Source organism: Legionella maceachernii (assembly GCF_900167045.1).
Taxonomy (GTDB): domain Bacteria; phylum Pseudomonadota; class Gammaproteobacteria; order Legionellales; family Legionellaceae; genus Tatlockia; species Tatlockia maceachernii.
Genome location: NZ_FUXJ01000005.1, coordinates 208395 through 224648 on the forward strand (window position 1 = coordinate 208395; position 16254 = coordinate 224648).

Below are 16254 nucleotides of genomic sequence, written 5' to 3' on the forward strand. Positions count from 1 at the left end.
AATGAAACTACTTGTTATTATTCTTAGCCTGTTGAGTGAAAGGTATCTAGTTCATGCAGTGTCGCACAGGCGATTTGATTGGTTTCCAGTCTACTTTAAGACCATTTGCCAGTATCTTCCGCAAACAAAACAATCATTGAACCAAACAATTATCTTGCTGATGGTGATACTGCCTTTATTGATTTTAAGTGCCTTACTTCTTTTTGTTTTTGATCACATTCTCTTTGGCTTTATCGGATTTTTACTCAATTTAGTGATTTTCTATTATTGCCTTGGTCCAGAAAATCCTTTTTATCCGGTGAGAGAAGATACTGATGCGGAAAGTAGTGAGCTGGTTGTAGGTAATTATTTTGTAAAAGTAAATGGCCAATTGTTTGCTGTGGTATTTTGGTACATTGTATTAGGTGCACTAGGAGCCCTTGTTTATCGACTTATTTCATTATGTCGCACTCAAGAAGTAACTGCTCCATTAGCTACGCGCTTAACGGATTTACTCGATTGGATTCCTGCCAGAATCACCGTTTTTCTTTATTTATTGGTTGGGAACTTTCAGCGGGGTATTCATTTTTTGAGTCAAAACGTCTTATCTGCGCCGAAAAGCAATGACCTACTGTTGCGTGAAGGGGGATTGCTTGCTGCCCGTGCTGCTGACGCTGAGCCTGTACAATTGCCGTACGCGGAAAATTTAGTGGAACATGCAATGATTGTTTACTTAGTTTTCCTTGCCCTGTTTACTTTAGGTGCTTGGTTATAATATGGATCGCAAACTGACCTTATTTTTTATGAGCCCAACATGATAAATTTCATAGCTCGCCTAGTAATTTGTTTTAGCTGCTTGTTTTTTATTACAGCATGCCTTCATCGTGTGCCAAATACACCTTGTACGACGACCTGCGAAAGTAGGTATCAAGCGTGTACTAAAGTATGTCGAAATAATTGCCCGCAATGCACAGCAGCCGCAGGGCAAGCAAGGGATAAAAATTATAATCATTACATTCATGAACAATATGTAAAAGGCAGAATGATTGCGCTCCAGTTGAATTCCTTCCGCGATCCACTACAATGCCGCAAGGTAACCTGTAGTTGTCGAGAAGATTATCAAGTTTGCATGCAGTCATGCGGTGGCGGTGATGGTGGCGCAATTAAGAAATATTTGCAGCATGCACCACTTTGTAGTTAAGAGTTGTCTTTCGAAATGAATTTTAAAGCATACTCACCAGAATGTTAGAGGAACAGATTCATGACATATGAGAATAGTAACGACCTTGATCCAGTAGAAACGCGTGAGTGGTTGGATGCTCTGCAGTCTGTTTTAATCAGTGATGGTAATGAACGTGCAGCTTTTCTAATTCAAGAGCTTATCAATAAGGCAAATGCCGAGGGAGTAAAACTCAAAAGCGCTATAAATACGCCTTATTGCAATACCATCAAAACCTACGAAGAAAAACAACTACCCCCTGATGAAGGCATAGGAAAGCGAATTAATGCGCTCCTTCGCTGGAATGCGGTAGCAATGGTTTTACGTGCTGGGAAATACGCTCCTGAGCTTGGTGGCCACATCGCGACCTACGCGTCATCACTAACGCTTTATGAAGTGGGTTTTAACTATTTTTTCAAAGGTCCGAATGGACCCCATGGCGGTGATTTACTTTACATTCAAGGGCATTCTGCACCAGGTATTTATGCTCGTGCATTTCTTGAAGGTCGTTTATCTGAGCAGCAATTGGATAAATTTCGACAAGAAGTGGAAGTGGATGGGCTTGCATCTTACCCACACCCCTGGTTGATGGGGGATTTTTGGCAATTTCCTACCGTATCAATGGGGTTAGGTCCGCTTCAAGCAATTTATCAAGCACGATTCCTCAAATACCTTGAAAATCGGGGACTCATTCAATCAGAAGGGCGCAAAGTTTGGGCTTTTCTTGGTGATGGTGAAATGGATGAACCTGAATCAGTGGGTGCTTTATCCATCGCAGCACGTGAAAAATTAGATAATTTGATTTTTGTGGTGAATTGTAATCTGCAAAGACTTGATGGTCCGGTACGTGGGAACAGCAAAATCATTCAAGAATTGGAAGGGCTCTTCCGAGGTGCTGGTTGGAATGTGATTAAGGTGATTTGGGGTGGTCGCTGGGATCCTCTCTTTGCACGTGATCATAATGGTTTGATGCAAAAACGCATGGAAGAATGTGTCGATGGTGATTATCAAGCTTATAAAGCGAATGATGGCGCCTATGTGCGTGAACATTTCTTTGGTCAATACCCTGAGCTGAAGAAAATGGTAGAGAACATGTCAGACGAAGAAATCTGGCGTTTAAACCGTGGTGGTCATGATCCACAAAAAATTTATGCTGCATATGCTCAAGCGCTTGAGAATAAGGGAAGTCCAACGGTGATTCTCGCCAAAACAGTCAAAGGTTATGGTATGGGAGCCGCAGGTGAAGGACAAAACATTACTCATCAGCAAAAGAAAATGACCATTGAGCAACTGCGTGCTTTTCGTGATCGATTTAGCATTCCCATTAGTGATGATCAAATTACGGATATTCCTTTTTATCGTCCAGATGACGATAGTCCAGAAATTCGTTATCTTCATAAACAGCGTGAAGCGCTGGGCGGCTATTTACCTGCACGTGACACTGAATTTACACCCTTGAAAGTGCCCGATTTATCCGCATTTTCTGCCATTACTCAAAGCACAGGTGATCGTGAAATTTCCACTACTATGGCTTTTGTGCGTATTCTTTCCGTGCTACTTAAAGACAAAGAAATTGGCTCGAGAATAGTGCCTATTGTTCCCGATGAATGTCGAACTTTTGGTATGGAAGGCTTATTCCGCCAAATCGGTATTTATTCGCCCGTCGGACAACTCTATACTCCAGTCGATCATGGGCAAGTGATGTATTACCGCGAGGCAAAAGATGGCCAAATTCTCGAGGAAGGTATTAATGAAGCCGGCGCATTTTGCTCTTGGATGGCCGCTGCCACGTCTTATAGCTCAAATAAACTGGCAATGATTCCTTTCTATATTTATTACTCCATGTTTGGGTTTCAGCGCATTGGCGATTTAGCGTGGGCTGCTGGCGATATGCAAGCACGCGGATTTTTATTAGGTGGAACGGCAGGACGGACCACTTTAGCAGGAGAGGGTTTACAGCATCAGGATGGACATAGTCACCTCATGGCTTCAACAATCCCAAATTGTAAATCTTATGATCCGACCTATGCTTATGAGCTTGCAGTTATTATCCAAGATGGTCTGCATCGGATGTATGAAAAACAAGAAAACATGTTTTATTACATCACAGTAATGAATGAAAATTATACTCATCCTGACATGCCAAAAGGGGTGGAGGAAGGCATTATCAAAGGAATGTACCTTCTCCAAGAAAATAAAAAGAAATCAAAAAAACATGTTCAGCTATTAGGTAGTGGTACTATTTTGCGGGAAGTGATTGCAGCGGCTAAATTATTGCAAGACGATTATGGGGTTACTGCTAATGTGTGGAGCGTGACCAGTTTTACTGAATTAAGACGCGATGGTTTAGCTGTTGAGCGTTATAATCGCATGCATCCTGAAGATAAACCGCGCCAAGCTTATGTGTCCAAACTTCTTGCTAATCAACAAGGTCCAATCATCGCTGCTACAGATTACATGCGGTTGTATGCGGATCAAATTAGGCCTTTTGTTTCAGCTTCCTTTACGGCATTAGGGACAGATGGTTATGGACGCAGTGACACACGTAAACAATTGCGCCATTTCTTTGAGGTTGACGCTAAATTTATTGCTCTAGCCGCATTAGAAGCATTAGTGCGACAAGGTGATATGCCTAAATCAACCCTCACTGACGCGATGAAGCGATACAAAATCGACAGTGAGAAGCAGGACCCAGCGACTCACTAACTAGACCAGAAGTAAAATGTAGGTTGGGCCAAGGCCCAACCTACTGTGCTTCAAGTAGCCCTTGCAAGCTTACCTGTTTACTGAGGATAAATATGGCCGATGAGATTGAAATTAAAATTCCCGATATTGGTGGCGCAACAGATGTTGATGTCATTGAAATTATGGTAAAACCTGGGGATGAAATAAAAAAAGATGCTCCACTGATTACCCTTGAATCAGACAAAGCAAGTATGGAGATTCCATCGCCGCAAGCCGGCAAAATAAATAACGTGAAAGTGAAAGTAGGAGACAAGGTTTCGGAGGGTGATGTAATTCTCACTTTGACTACGAGTGCACAAAGCGAGGCTTCTAAACCCGCAGTCTCCATTGACAAAAAGGCTGAAAAGAAAACCGAGGAAAAAACGGAAGAAACGCCTAAAGTTGAAAAAACTGTCACAACTTCTCAGCGACTTGAAGTTCGTGTTCCTGACATTGGTAGTGCAACCGAAGTTGACGTCATCGATGTCATGATTAAGGCAGGGCAATGGGTCGAAAAAGAGCAATCCATTATCACGCTAGAAGGTGATAAAGCCACCATGGATATTCCTTCCCCCGCTGCGGGGACGGTTGAAGAAGTTTCCGTTAAAGTAGGCGATAAGGTTTCACAAGATAGCCTGATTTTAACTTTGAGTTCAGAAGAGACCGTTGCCAAAGAACCCGTGAAGCCCTCTTCACTGGCAGTACAATCCACAGAAAAAGAGGAAATAGAGCAACCAGAGAAAGGTGTTTCCTCGCTTAAAACAGAATCCTTTGAAAAAACCGCTGGTGTTAGTGTTTCTGCTGGACCTTCGGTCCGTCGTTTAGCCCGGGAATTTGGAGTGAATCTATCTGAGGTAAAAGGAACTGGGCGTAAGTCAAGAATCACTAAAGAAGATGTTCAACTCTATGTAAAAACCAAATTGAGCGAAAAGCAAGCAGGTAGTTTTTCAGTGCCAAGTGCACCTGTTATCGATTTTAGCAAATTTGGTGAAATTGAAGTTAAACCATTAAATAAGATCAAGCGGCTAACAGGGATAAATGTTCATCGTTCTTGGATTACTATCCCTCATGTGACTCAATTTGATGAAGCAGACATTACTGATTTAGAAACATTTCGTAAATCAGAAGCTGAAAATGCCAAACAAGCTGGTTATAAATTAACATTACTTGCTTTTGTAACCAAAGTGGTGGCAAAAGCTTTAGCAGCCTACCCACAATTTAATGCTTCTTTGGATGTCGCGGGTGAAAATCTGATTTATAAGCGTTATTATCACATTGGTATAGCAGTTGAAACACCCAATGGCCTGGTTGTCCCTGTTATCAAGAATGTGGATCAATTATCAGTGAGCGAGATTGCTGTTGAAATGGCTCAAGTGAGTGCTAAAGCGCGTGATAAAGGATTAATGCCGACTGATATGAGTGGCGGATGCTTTACGATATCCAGTTTGGGCGGTATTGGTGGCACTGCATTTACTCCTATTGTGAACAGTCCAGAAGTGGCTATTTTGGGGCTTTCTCGTTCAAGTATAAAGCCTGTTTATGAACAAGGGGAGTTTAAGCCGCGCCTGATGTTGCCTTTGTCACTTTCCTATGATCATCGAGTGATTGATGGAGCAGAAGCTGCTCGGTTTACACGATTTATTAGTGAAGCGCTTAGCGATATACGACGAGTCTTATTGTAAAGAGGATGAAATGACTGAAACTATAAAAACTGAAGTGGTTGTATTGGGAAGTGGTCCTGGGGGATATTCCGCAGCATTTCGCGCTGCTGATTTAGGCAAAAAAGTGGTTTTAGTGGAGCGCTATGACACGCTAGGGGGCGTTTGCTTAAATGTTGGTTGTATTCCATCAAAAGCTTTATTACACATTGCTAAAGTGATCGATGAAGCGGATGAAATGGCCGATCAAGGTGTCAGCTTTGGAAAACCGAAATTAGACAGAAAAAAAATTGTGGCTTGGAAAAACTCTGTTGTCAGTAAACTGACGGGGGGTTTAAAAATTTTAGCTAAGCAGCGAAAAGTAGACGTGGTTACGGGGCTTGCCAAATTTTCTGGTACTCATCAAGTAACTGTTAAAGGAAAAGAAGGCAATACGACGATTGAATTTGAAAACGCAATCATTGCGGTCGGTAGTGAATCGATTAATCTTCCTTTTATTCCGGAAGATCCACGTATTTTTAGTTCGACTGGTGCTTTAGAGTTAGCCGATATCAAAGGCAACTTGCTTGTTTTGGGTGGTGGAATCATTGGTTTGGAGATGGCGACTGTTTACTCAGCTATGGGTGTTGAGGTGACTGTCGTTGAGTTCATGGATCAATTAATTCCTGGTGCCGATGCGGATTTAGTCAATGTGCTGCAAAAGAGAATGGCGAAAAAGGGAGTTAAATTCTTGTTGAAGACAAAAGTGACTGCAATGGAAGCAAAAAAAGATGCTATCTATGTTAGTATGGAAGGTCAGCACGCCACTGATAAGCCCCTAACCTTCCAGCAAGTACTCGTAGCCGTGGGTAGAAAACCGAACGGTGGAGCAATTGATGCGGATAAAGCCGGTATTAAAGTCGATGAACGCGGTTTTATTAAAGTAGATAAACAAATGCGAACGAATGTACCTCACATTTATGCTATTGGTGACGTGGCAAGTCAACCGATGCTTGCTCACAAAGCCATACCAGAGGGGCGACTCGCAGCGGAAGTCATCGCGGGTAAAAAACACTATTTCGAACCTAAATGTATTCCTAGTGTAGCCTATACTGATCCAGAAATTGCTTGGACAGGGCTTACTGAAAAAGAAGCAAAAGAGAAGGGAATTGAATTCGAGAAAGCAGTTTTCCCCTGGATAGCAAGCGGCCGTGCACTAAGCGTAGGTCGTGAAGAAGGGATGACGAAGCTATTGTTTGATCCGAAATCCAAACGTATTCTCGGCGCGGGAATTGTAGGGGTTAATGCCGGAGACTTGATTACTGAAGCTTCATTGGCCATTGAGATGGAATGTGACGTAGAAGATATCGCGTTAACTATTCACCCCCATCCAACTCTTTCCGAACCTATTGGGCTAGCTGCCGAAATATTTGAGGGTACAATTACCGATCTTTATTTACCTAAAAAGAAAAAGGAATAACCTTTTAAATTTGCGCTAATCTTTAGGAAAGATTAGCGCAAAGATGAGATTCAAATGCTACCTAAAATACGCCCCATGCAGCAAAGCGATATAGAAAGTGTGTATGAAATTGAAAAGTCATCCCACCTTGCTCCTTGGGGAGAAGACATCTTAAGCGACTGCGTATTAGTAGGCTATGATTGCCGTGTAATTGAATTGACGGTAAATAACACCGAACAGATCATTGGTTACATTATATGTCGCTATAGCTTCAATGTTTGTCATATTCTCAATTTGTGTGTCTCCACACCGTATCAAGGCAAAGGTTACGGACAATTAATTCTGCAATCAGTACTTGATTCGCTTAAAAGTAATGCCGCGATAAACACCGTTATTCTAGAAGTTCGACCAAGTAATGCGGCTGCTATGGCTTTATATAAAAAATTTGGTTTCCTGCAAGATTCGATTAAAAAAGGCTATTATAATGACAGTCACGGACTAGAAGATGCTATTTTATTGAAAAAACTTCTGTCGTAACTTGATTGATAAAATGCTTACGGGATCACCTCTTGGTAGGGCTCCTGCCAAAAATCGGGAGGTCCTTCGCTAACGCTCAGGATGACGGTTGTTGTTCGAGCGTACGGTTGTCGTCCCGAACGTAGTGAGGGATCTCCTTGGTAAAGCTCCTGTCAAGAGTGTGGAGGTCCCTCGGTTTGCTCGGGATGACGGTTGTTGTTCGAGCGTACGGTTGTCGTCCCGAACGTAGTGAGGGATCTCCTTGGTAAAGCTCCTGTCAAGAGTGTGGAGGTCCCTCGGTTTGCTCGGGATGACGGTTGTTGTTCGAGCGTACGGTTGTCGTCCCGAACGTAGTGAGGGATCTCCTTAGTAAAGCTCCTACCAAGAGTGTGGAGGTCCCTCGCTTTGCTCGGGATGACAGGGTGCTCAGGAGGTCCAAAGTTTACATTGTTCTGCAACCACTTTAGGATAGGAATTAAACTGCTTTAATAATTGCTTCAGTAAGACAGAATCGTTCTGCTTATTACAGACATCTTGCGCAATTTGTAAAATATAGTCCATTGAGTTTAATTGATTTGCGTATTTTTCAATTTTTTTGATCGTGTCCAGTACATCGTTTTTAATAAGACAACGTTCTGAAGTGTAGGGATTAATGGTATACCCATCAAAGCCATAGCGACTGGCTTGAAAACGATTGTAGTTGTAAACATAATACAAATCGCGCTCAAGCTTATCCGGTTTTTCTTTTAGCAAATAAAGTGATAAGGCTTGAAGATAAGCAGCGATAGCGACTGCTTTTTTTAGTGTAAGCGGAGTATCACATACTCGTAATTCAACTGTTCCGTACTCGGGTTTGGGGCGAATATCCCAATAAAAATCTTTCATTGATTCAACAATACCTAGGCCTTTTAATTTATAAAAATAAGTCGAAAAATCTTGCCAGTTTGTTAAATAAGGAATGACACCGCTCAAGGGAAAAGCGTTAAAAACAGTGGAGCGAGAAGAATAAAAACCCGTGTCAATGCCTTGATAAAAAGGAGATGATGCACAAATCGCAATAAAATGGGGGACATAGCGGGCAAGTGCATGAGTTAAATAAATCGCATCCTCACGATGTGCACAGCCGATATGAATGTGCTCACCAAATACCGTTGAGCGCTTGGATAAGTAACGATAATGTCGAGATAAATTCTTATACCGTTTAGTAGGAAATATCTTTTGAAGGGACCATCGATGAAAGGGATGAGTTCCACCACCGCAAAAAAAGACATCCACCTGCTTGGCAAGGTTTAATAAAACAGCTTGTAGACTATATAACTCTTCCAGTAAGTCATTCACTGAATGATGAATGGAAGAATTAATTTCAATCATGGATTGTGTTATTTCGGGCTTTATTTGTTTTTGATAGGGGTGTTCCTTAATGCTTCTTATAAGATCTTTTGCTCTTGGGGCGAGACCATAGCTGTGAGAGTTAATAATTTGCAATTCCAATTCGACACCCAATGATACCTGGGTTGAACGCTTAAAAGCTAAGGTTCTTTTCATAGTGTTCTTCCGTAACAGTGACCTTAGATGCCCTAATTTAAGAGTAGTTCATTTTTTATGAGAGAACAGGGCAAAAACTGTTCGTACAGTCAATTGTCTTGGAATTATTTTTATTTCCCGTCGTAATCTGTGCTGCAATTTAATTGCTTGTGCTCATTTCGGGGAACTGATTGGTCAACATCTTTGCTAAAAACTCTTGAAGATGAGGCTTATCCACTTCCGATTGTAAATAATGATGTAAATTTTGCAGTGAGAGCTGATAGTTTTCCTGAGTTAATATGCCTCGCATTAATTCGAAACGCAAATAAACGCAATAAGTATTCAATACATCGGTCTCACAATAGTTGCGGATACTTTTGAGCTGGCCTGAACGAAATTGCTCCCAAACCTTTGCTCCACTCATTCCCATTTTCCCCGGGAACCCTAACATGGAGGCGATTTCGTCTAAAGGTGCAAATGCTTTATTCTGGTACGCGGCTAAAATATCCATGAGATCAAGATGGCGATAGTGGAAACGATTTAGGTAGTTATTCCAGCGAAATGATTGGTGATTTTCACCGGTTTCCCAATAAGTAGAGGCAGATACCCCATGTAAAAGAGCGCGATAGTGAAGAACGGGTAAATCAAAACCACAACCATTCCAGCTGACCAAGGTAGGTGCGTATTTATCAATGCCAGAAAAAAAACGCTGAATTAGATCTTTCTCATCGGAATGTTCATCACCTAAAGACCATACTTTAAGATGAGCACCTTGGCTTAGCACCAAAGAAATAGCGACAATTTTTTGCAAATAATGCGGTAAAAAATCATTACCTGATTTGGCCCGGCGTAAAGCAAAAAGGGCATTTGCAGTGTCTTCGTCAGATAAACTGTGAAGATTATATAAACGACGCCCTGCTTCTACGTCAGGAATAGTTTCAATGTCAAAGACTAAAATACTCATCTTAAAGTTAAACCGGCCTTCAATTCTTATGCAAGTTATCATAGCCAACCTAATTTGTGAATTGCCTATGTCGTGAAAAGGCGAGCAATATTAGATTTTATATGATCTCTTTAAGATCAAATTATATAAAATAATCGCATTAAAAATAATTATCGATAAAAATATTTAATTTTGTTAGCTTTTTTGTTACTAATACGGGACTTATTAACTAATGATCAACAATAAAAATGAATTTTAAGACGTTACCGCTTATTGCATTTTCCTTTTTACTTGTTTCTTGTGTGAGCAAGCCCCCCTCCGATGTGAATAATATTTGTAGAATTTTTAACCAATACCCCCAATGGTATCGAGATGCCAAAGATGTTGAGCGACGCTGGCGCATTCCAGTTGCTGTGCAAATGGCCATCATTCACCAGGAATCAAAATTTGATGGTAGAGCGAAACCACCTCGTACGAAGCTTCTTTGGGTTATTCCTTTCAAGAGAGCCTCTAGTGCGTATGGTTATACGCAGGCACTTCGCACCACTTGGCGCCAATATAAAAAAGCAGAAAGCGGTGGAGGAATGTTTGCTTCACGCGATGTGTTTTCTGATGCGGTTGATTTTGTCGGTTGGTATGCTAATCAAGCTTATCGTACTGCTCATATCCCAAGGGATGATGCCTACCTTTTATACTTGGCTTACCATGAAGGAATAGGGGGCTATCAACGTAAAACTTATCTTAAGAAACCATGGTTAATTCAAGTTGCTCGTAAGGTGAAGGCTCGCTCACAAATTTACCAAGCGCAATTAAACCAATGTAGAAGATAAGTGCTAATTAGACTATGGTATATAAGTAGGGCTTCAGTGCTTCCGTAAGGCGGTATTGAAGAAATTGCGGTATAATAGTTTTTACTGTAGAAAATAGGTTAATTTAGTAGGAGTTTATTGATGCGATTAATGTTATTAGGTGGTCCTGGTGCAGGGAAAGGAACTCAGGCACTTAAATTAATTAACTATTTTAATATACCGCAAATTTCTACAGGGGATATGCTTCGTTCCGCAATTGCAGCAGGAACTGAATTAGGTAAAAGTGCAAAAAAAATAATGGACACGGGACAATTAGTTTCCGACGAGATCATTATTGCGTTGGTTAAAGAGCGGTTACAACAGCCCGATTGTCAAAGGGGGTTTTTATTTGATGGTTTTCCACGCACTATTCCTCAGGCAGATGCATTAAAAGAAGCCAACATCAAACTCGACCATGTGATTGAAATTGCAGTGCCAGATGAAGAAATTATCAACCGTATTAGTGGACGCCGAGTCCATGTGGCTTCCGGGCGTGTTTACCACATTAAATTCCACCCTCCTAAAGACGACGGCGTTGATGATTTCACTGGCGAACAATTAATACAGCGTGATGACGACAAAGAAGAAACAATCAAACGTCGTTTAGCTGTCTATCATCAGCAAACTGAGCCCCTAGTCAATTACTATAAGCGTTGGGAGCAAGAAAATAAAAACGCACCTCGGTTTCATCGTGTCAATGGGATAGGTAGCGTTGACGCCATTTTTGACCGGATTTTATCCTGTCTATCAACCTCAAGGAGCCCCCATGTCGACTTACACCCTGGCGTTTAGTCAATTTGATGATGTCCTTAAAAAAGAGGAAATCGTTTTCATTGATTTTTGGGCAGAGTGGTGCGCACCTTGCAAACAATTTGGAGCGGTCTACGAGCGCGTTGCTGAGCAAAATCCAACAATAAAATTTGCTAAGGTAAATATTGAGAAAGAAGTCGAATTTGCTGAGCAACTACAGATTCGATCTATCCCTCACTTAATGATTTTTAAGCATGGCATTCTTATTTATTCCGAGGCGGGGGCCATGCCAGAATCCATATTAAAAGACTTAGTGCAGCAGGCCATTGAGGTGGATGTAAGCGATATTCGTGCCCAGATTGATAAAGAATCTTAATCTACTAGCTTACTCGATGAGCGGCGCGTAATCTGATCATCCAACGCACAAGGCGCACTATTTACTGTGTAAATAGTGCGCTAAAATCTGCTTGTCTTTTAAATTAAAGTCAAGACCAAGCTTCGTACGTCGCCAAAGAATATCATCACAACTCTTAGCCCATTCCTCACGACACAAATAATCCACTTCAATTTGATAAAGCCCGTGACCAAAGTCTTGCCCTAAATCGGACATGTTATTGCACCCGTCCAGGAGCAATTCAGTTCGGGTTCCATAACTTGCTAGATAGCGTTCTTTCAGCAATTCATCAAGCCAAAAATATTTTTCACGAGCATGATGTACATATTCTTTATAGGGCCAGTTGTGGATTGTGGAGCCTGGCAGTGGTTTAAATGCTGATTGGGAGTCTTTTAACTGAGGAAAGGTAGCGTGGAGTTGATTTACCGCATCTAAAGCGGACTGTCTATACGTAGTAATTTTGCCCCCGTAAATGGTGACCGCTGGTGCAGGGGACTCAGTGTACCCGCAAATGTAATCACGGCTTAACGCGCTGAGTTTGTTGCTGTCTGACGCAATGAGTGGGCGAACGCCACTCCAGGTATTAACGATGTCATTTTTATCTAAATGACGATTAAAATACAGATTCACGATTTTGCATAAATAATCAATTTCTTCACTTGAAATAGTCACTTCATCTAAAGAACCATTCAATGCGACATCCGTAGTACCAATCATCGAGTAGCCATGATAAGGCACAATAAAAATAATACGATGGTCGTCATTTTGTAAAAGATAGGCATGATTACCTTCATAGAGTCGATGCACAACGATATGACTTCCTTTCACCAATGACATTTTGAATTGGCTTGAAATTCGAAGAGTATTGTTAATCGACTCAACCCACGGTCCTGCTGCGTTAATGATTGATTTTGCTTTGAGCACGTGCGCCTGTGCCCTTTTAGGTTGAATGGCAAGATGCCAAAGATGATTAGATACGCGTGCTTCCATTAATTCAGAATCTCTTAGAATGACCGCACCTTGCTCTTTTGCCTGCAGAGCATTAGCAAGGGTTAAGCGGGCATCATCGGTTGCGCAATCATAAAATAAAAAACCTTTAGTGTAGGCATCAGTTAGGGGAGAGAAATAGGTCGATTGAGGTCTTCGGCGAATCAGTTTGGATCGGGGGAGTTCATTTTTGCGACTCAAATTATCATAAAAAAATAAACCTGTTCGTAATAACCATGCGGGACGCATATTGCGCTGATAGGGTAGGACAAAAGAGAGCGGTTGCACTAAATGAGGAGCTAAGCTTAGCAATAATTGCCTTTCGTTGAGCGCTTTCTTTACCAAAGCGAAATCATAATATTCTAAGTAACGTAATCCCCCATGAATCAGTTTACTGCTCGAAGAGGACGTTTTCGAGGCAAGATCATCTTTTTCAATAAGAACGACAGAAAGCCCACGTAGCGCAGCGTCTGCTGCGGCGCCACAGCCATTGATACCTCCTCCTATAATTGCTACATCGAAAACTTGATCCATGTTCTTGTCTCCGCAAAAAGCGTATAAAATAGGACATCGGCTACCCATACCCAATATTAAGGTAGGACCTAATCCGCCAACGTAATGAACTGGGTAATCTCACGACATTGTTAACCTAATTATAATAGGGAAATGGAAATCAATGACATATCTTCTTGCTGTTGATCAGGGAACGAGCAGTACACGGGCAATGCTATATACATTAACGGGTAAATTAGTGGTATCCAGCCAATATTCGCTTAAGCAATATTATCCTAAATCTGGATGGGTGGAGCATGATCCGGAGGAAATTTGGAAAAAAACCTTACAGGCAATGAAAGATGTTGTTGGGCAAGTAGACACTAAAAAAATAGTGGCGTGTGGTATCACTAACCAGCGAGAAACAACTTTAATTTGGGATAAACATACGGGTCAATGCTTATCACCAGCAATTGTCTGGCAAGATAGACGCACGCATGCTTTTTGTGAATCGCTATCAGATGAAGCGGACTATATTCAAAGAAAAACAGGTTTATTGCCCGATCCCTATTTTTCAGCCAGCAAATTACATTGGCTATTGAAAAATAGCCCTGAGGCAAAAGCACTTGCGCTAAAAAATCGACTTGCATTCGGTACTGTTGATTCTTTTTTAATTTGGCGATTAACCGGCAATAAAGCCCATTTAACAGATATTACCAATGCTTCACGAACATTACTGTTTAATATTTTTACGCAAGATTGGGATGAGGAATTATTATCTCTTTTTGACGTTCCCGATACTATTTTACCCAATGTTTGCGCAAGTGATGCGGATTTTGGAGCGATTGAGAGTCACTATTTTGGAGTGAGTATTCCCATTACTGGAGTAGCAGGGGATCAGCAAGCTGCCCTCATTGGGCAACGGTGTTTTAAAGACGGTATGATCAAAGCGACGTTTGGTACAGGCGGTTTTTTATTAATGAATACTGGCACCGAGCCAATCTTATCAAAACATAAGCTATTAACAACCATCGCGTATCGGATTAAAGAACAAACACATTATGGTTTAGAGGGTAGTCTATACCAAGCTGGGACGACAGTAAAATGGTTACGTGATGAGTTAAAATTGATTGAAGCTGCTTCAGACACAGAGGCTTTGGCTAAAAGCTTATCAGGAAATGACGGCGTTTATTTAGTCCCCTCTTTTACTGGTTTGGGTGCTCCGCATTGGATTACAACTCCTGGTGCGATGATTGTCGGCCTTACACGCACCAGTAATCGCTCTCATTTTGCTCGAGCGGCATTAGAGAGCGTCTGTTACCAGACGCGCGAAATCATAGCTTGTATGCGAGAAAGCAGTACAATGGATTTGCTGCTATTACGTGTGGATGGAGGGATGGCGGCTAATGGCTGGTTTTTACAGTTTTTATCCTCTCAATGCAAATTAATCGTCCAAAGGCCGCAAGACATTGAGACAACAGCCCAAGGGGCAGCTTTACTTGCAGCTATCGGTTGCGGTCTTATTCGTTCTTTAGATACTTTACAAGAAACCTGGATTTGTGAGCAGGAATTTCTGCCAGAAATTAATGAACAAGTCGAATATGATTTTCTCGGATGGCAAAGAGCGCTACGTATGGTGAAAGCAGGGTGAGTGACTGTGAGATTTCGTGTGGTGATCCAGCGAATCCTTTATAAGCTGAAAAAGGAATAAAAATGAATTTAGTTGAAGTAGATACATTAGACGTTCAAGTAATAGTCGACAATGTCACCGATAGCCTTTCAAGTGTGCCAGTCAATGTGACTCACGAAATGGATTATCTTGAACAATATGGAATGAAAGAATTATCAGGGGAATGCCTTTGTTGCGGAGCTCATGGACTTTCTTTACTGCTGACTGCATCAAGCGGTCGTATCAGGCATTCGATCTTATTCGATGCAGGTCCTGAAGGTGAGGTTTTTCTCAGGAATATGAATAAATTAAAAATTGATCCGACAATTATTGAAGAAATCGTGTTGTCTCATGGTCACTGGGATCATGCTGGTGGATTCTTAGAGGCATTAAAGCTAATAAAATCTAAAAATGCTCAGCAAAAAGTTGTGTTTCATTTAAATTCAGAAATGTTTCACCAACGCGCTTTAAAATTGGATGGGCATATTCATCCTTTTAAGCGCATTCCTTCGGTAGAAGAGTTGGAAAATCTGGGGGCTGAATTAGTTGTTTCTGGTCAGGCGCGATCGTTATTGGATAAGATGTTCTATCTTAGCGGGGAAATTCCTCGAGTCACTCCTTATGAAAAAGGGTTTCCCGAGCACGTGAAGCAATTACCTAATCAAGAGTGGGTTTCTGATCCATTGATCATGGATGAACGATTCCTTGCGGTGCATGTACGCAATAAAGGTTTAGTCGTCTTTTCTGCTTGTTCTCATGCAGGCATTATTAATGTCTTAAATGAAGCCAGGAATTTATTCCCTGGTGTACCTCTCTATGCCGTAATGGGTGGTTTTCATTTATCAGGCCGCTCTGTGGAGAAGATTATTCACGAAACAGTGCATGATATGAAGCAGTTTGATCTTAAAATGATAATTCCTGCTCATTGCACGGGTTGGCGAGCTGTGAATGCTTTAGGCAATGCCTTTGGTGACAGTATCGTAGTGCCCTCTGCAGTCGGACGTTTGTATCAATTTTAATGATAAGTAGCCTGGGTGCAGGCGTAGCCGTAACCCAGGATTTTATTTTTGATTCCCCGGATTACGGCTACGCCTGCACTCAGGCTACTGTGCT

General features: G+C 41.6%; 14 protein-coding genes. 11 read left to right on the top strand and 3 right to left on the bottom strand.

What is annotated here, in order from left to right; genetic code table 11:
• Position 1 precedes the first annotated feature (1 nt).
• From B5D33_RS05460 to rimI, 6 genes are all read left to right on the top strand, one after another.
• Entirely contained in the window at positions 2–754 is a 753-nt protein-coding gene (locus B5D33_RS05460; RefSeq protein WP_058451545.1) for a CobD/CbiB family protein, read from the top strand.
• 39 nt (positions 755–793) lie between these two features.
• Positions 794–1180: an acyltransferase gene (locus tag B5D33_RS16295; RefSeq protein WP_133140966.1), complete on the top strand. Its 387-nt coding sequence runs from the start codon at positions 794–796 to the stop codon at positions 1178–1180.
• Between the two features lie 60 nt (positions 1181–1240).
• Positions 1241–3904, top strand: coding sequence for a pyruvate dehydrogenase (acetyl-transferring), homodimeric type (gene aceE, locus B5D33_RS05465; protein WP_058451544.1), 2664 nt, complete (start codon positions 1241–1243; stop codon positions 3902–3904).
• Positions 3905–3996: 92 nt separating this feature from the next.
• A complete protein-coding gene (aceF, locus tag B5D33_RS05470) occupies positions 3997–5604 on the top strand; it encodes a dihydrolipoyllysine-residue acetyltransferase (RefSeq protein ID WP_058451543.1) in 1608 nt (535 codons plus the stop codon).
• A 10-nt stretch (positions 5605–5614) separates the two neighbouring features.
• Positions 5615–7039, top strand: a complete 1425-nt coding sequence (gene lpdA / locus B5D33_RS05475) for a dihydrolipoyl dehydrogenase (protein ID WP_058451542.1) — start codon at positions 5615–5617, stop codon at positions 7037–7039.
• Between the two features lie 54 nt (positions 7040–7093).
• Positions 7094–7555 (top strand): ribosomal protein S18-alanine N-acetyltransferase, encoded by a 462-nt coding sequence (rimI, locus tag B5D33_RS05480; protein WP_058451541.1) that lies wholly within the window; start codon positions 7094–7096, stop codon positions 7553–7555.
• A gap of 405 nt (positions 7556–7960) precedes the next feature.
• Here rimI and B5D33_RS05485 read toward each other — a convergent pair whose 3' ends face one another.
• Positions 7961–9079: a YbdK family carboxylate-amine ligase gene (locus B5D33_RS05485; protein ID WP_058451331.1), complete on the bottom strand. Its 1119-nt coding sequence runs from the start codon at positions 9077–9079 to the stop codon at positions 7961–7963.
• 139 nt (positions 9080–9218) lie between these two features.
• Entirely contained in the window at positions 9219–10022 is an 804-nt protein-coding gene (locus B5D33_RS05490; RefSeq protein ID WP_058451330.1) for a 3'-5' exonuclease, read from the bottom strand.
• 227 nt (positions 10023–10249) lie between these two features.
• Here B5D33_RS05490 and B5D33_RS05495 point away from each other — a divergent pair, with 227 nt between their 5' ends.
• The 3 genes from B5D33_RS05495 to B5D33_RS05505 all read left to right on the top strand — a co-directional run bounded on the left by B5D33_RS05495 (position 10250) and on the right by B5D33_RS05505 (position 11975).
• On the top strand, positions 10250–10831 hold the full coding sequence (locus B5D33_RS05495; RefSeq protein WP_078767350.1) for a transglycosylase SLT domain-containing protein: 582 nt from the start codon (positions 10250–10252) through the stop codon (positions 10829–10831).
• Between the two features lie 120 nt (positions 10832–10951).
• A complete protein-coding gene (gene adk, locus B5D33_RS05500) occupies positions 10952–11641 on the top strand; it encodes an adenylate kinase (RefSeq protein ID WP_058451328.1) in 690 nt (229 codons plus the stop codon).
• Positions 11616–11975, top strand: a complete 360-nt coding sequence (locus B5D33_RS05505) for a thioredoxin family protein (protein ID WP_058451327.1) — start codon at positions 11616–11618, stop codon at positions 11973–11975. The genes adk and B5D33_RS05505 overlap by 26 nt, the downstream gene beginning before the upstream one ends.
• 57 nt (positions 11976–12032) lie before the next feature.
• Here B5D33_RS05505 and glpD read toward each other — a convergent pair whose 3' ends face one another.
• A complete protein-coding gene (gene glpD, locus B5D33_RS05510; protein ID WP_058451326.1) occupies positions 12033–13514 on the bottom strand; it encodes a glycerol-3-phosphate dehydrogenase in 1482 nt (493 codons plus the stop codon).
• Positions 13515–13656: 142 nt separating this feature from the next.
• Between glpD and glpK the strand changes: the two genes are divergently transcribed.
• Positions 13657–15123 carry a glycerol kinase GlpK gene (glpK, locus tag B5D33_RS05515; protein ID WP_058451325.1) on the top strand — a complete coding sequence of 489 codons (1467 nt, stop codon included), beginning with the start codon at positions 13657–13659 and terminating at the stop codon, positions 15121–15123.
• 62 nt (positions 15124–15185) lie between these two features.
• Complete coding sequence (locus B5D33_RS05520; RefSeq protein ID WP_058451324.1) at positions 15186–16160, top strand: MBL fold metallo-hydrolase; 975 nt, start codon at positions 15186–15188, stop codon at positions 16158–16160.
• Positions 16161–16254: the final 94 nt, after the last annotated feature.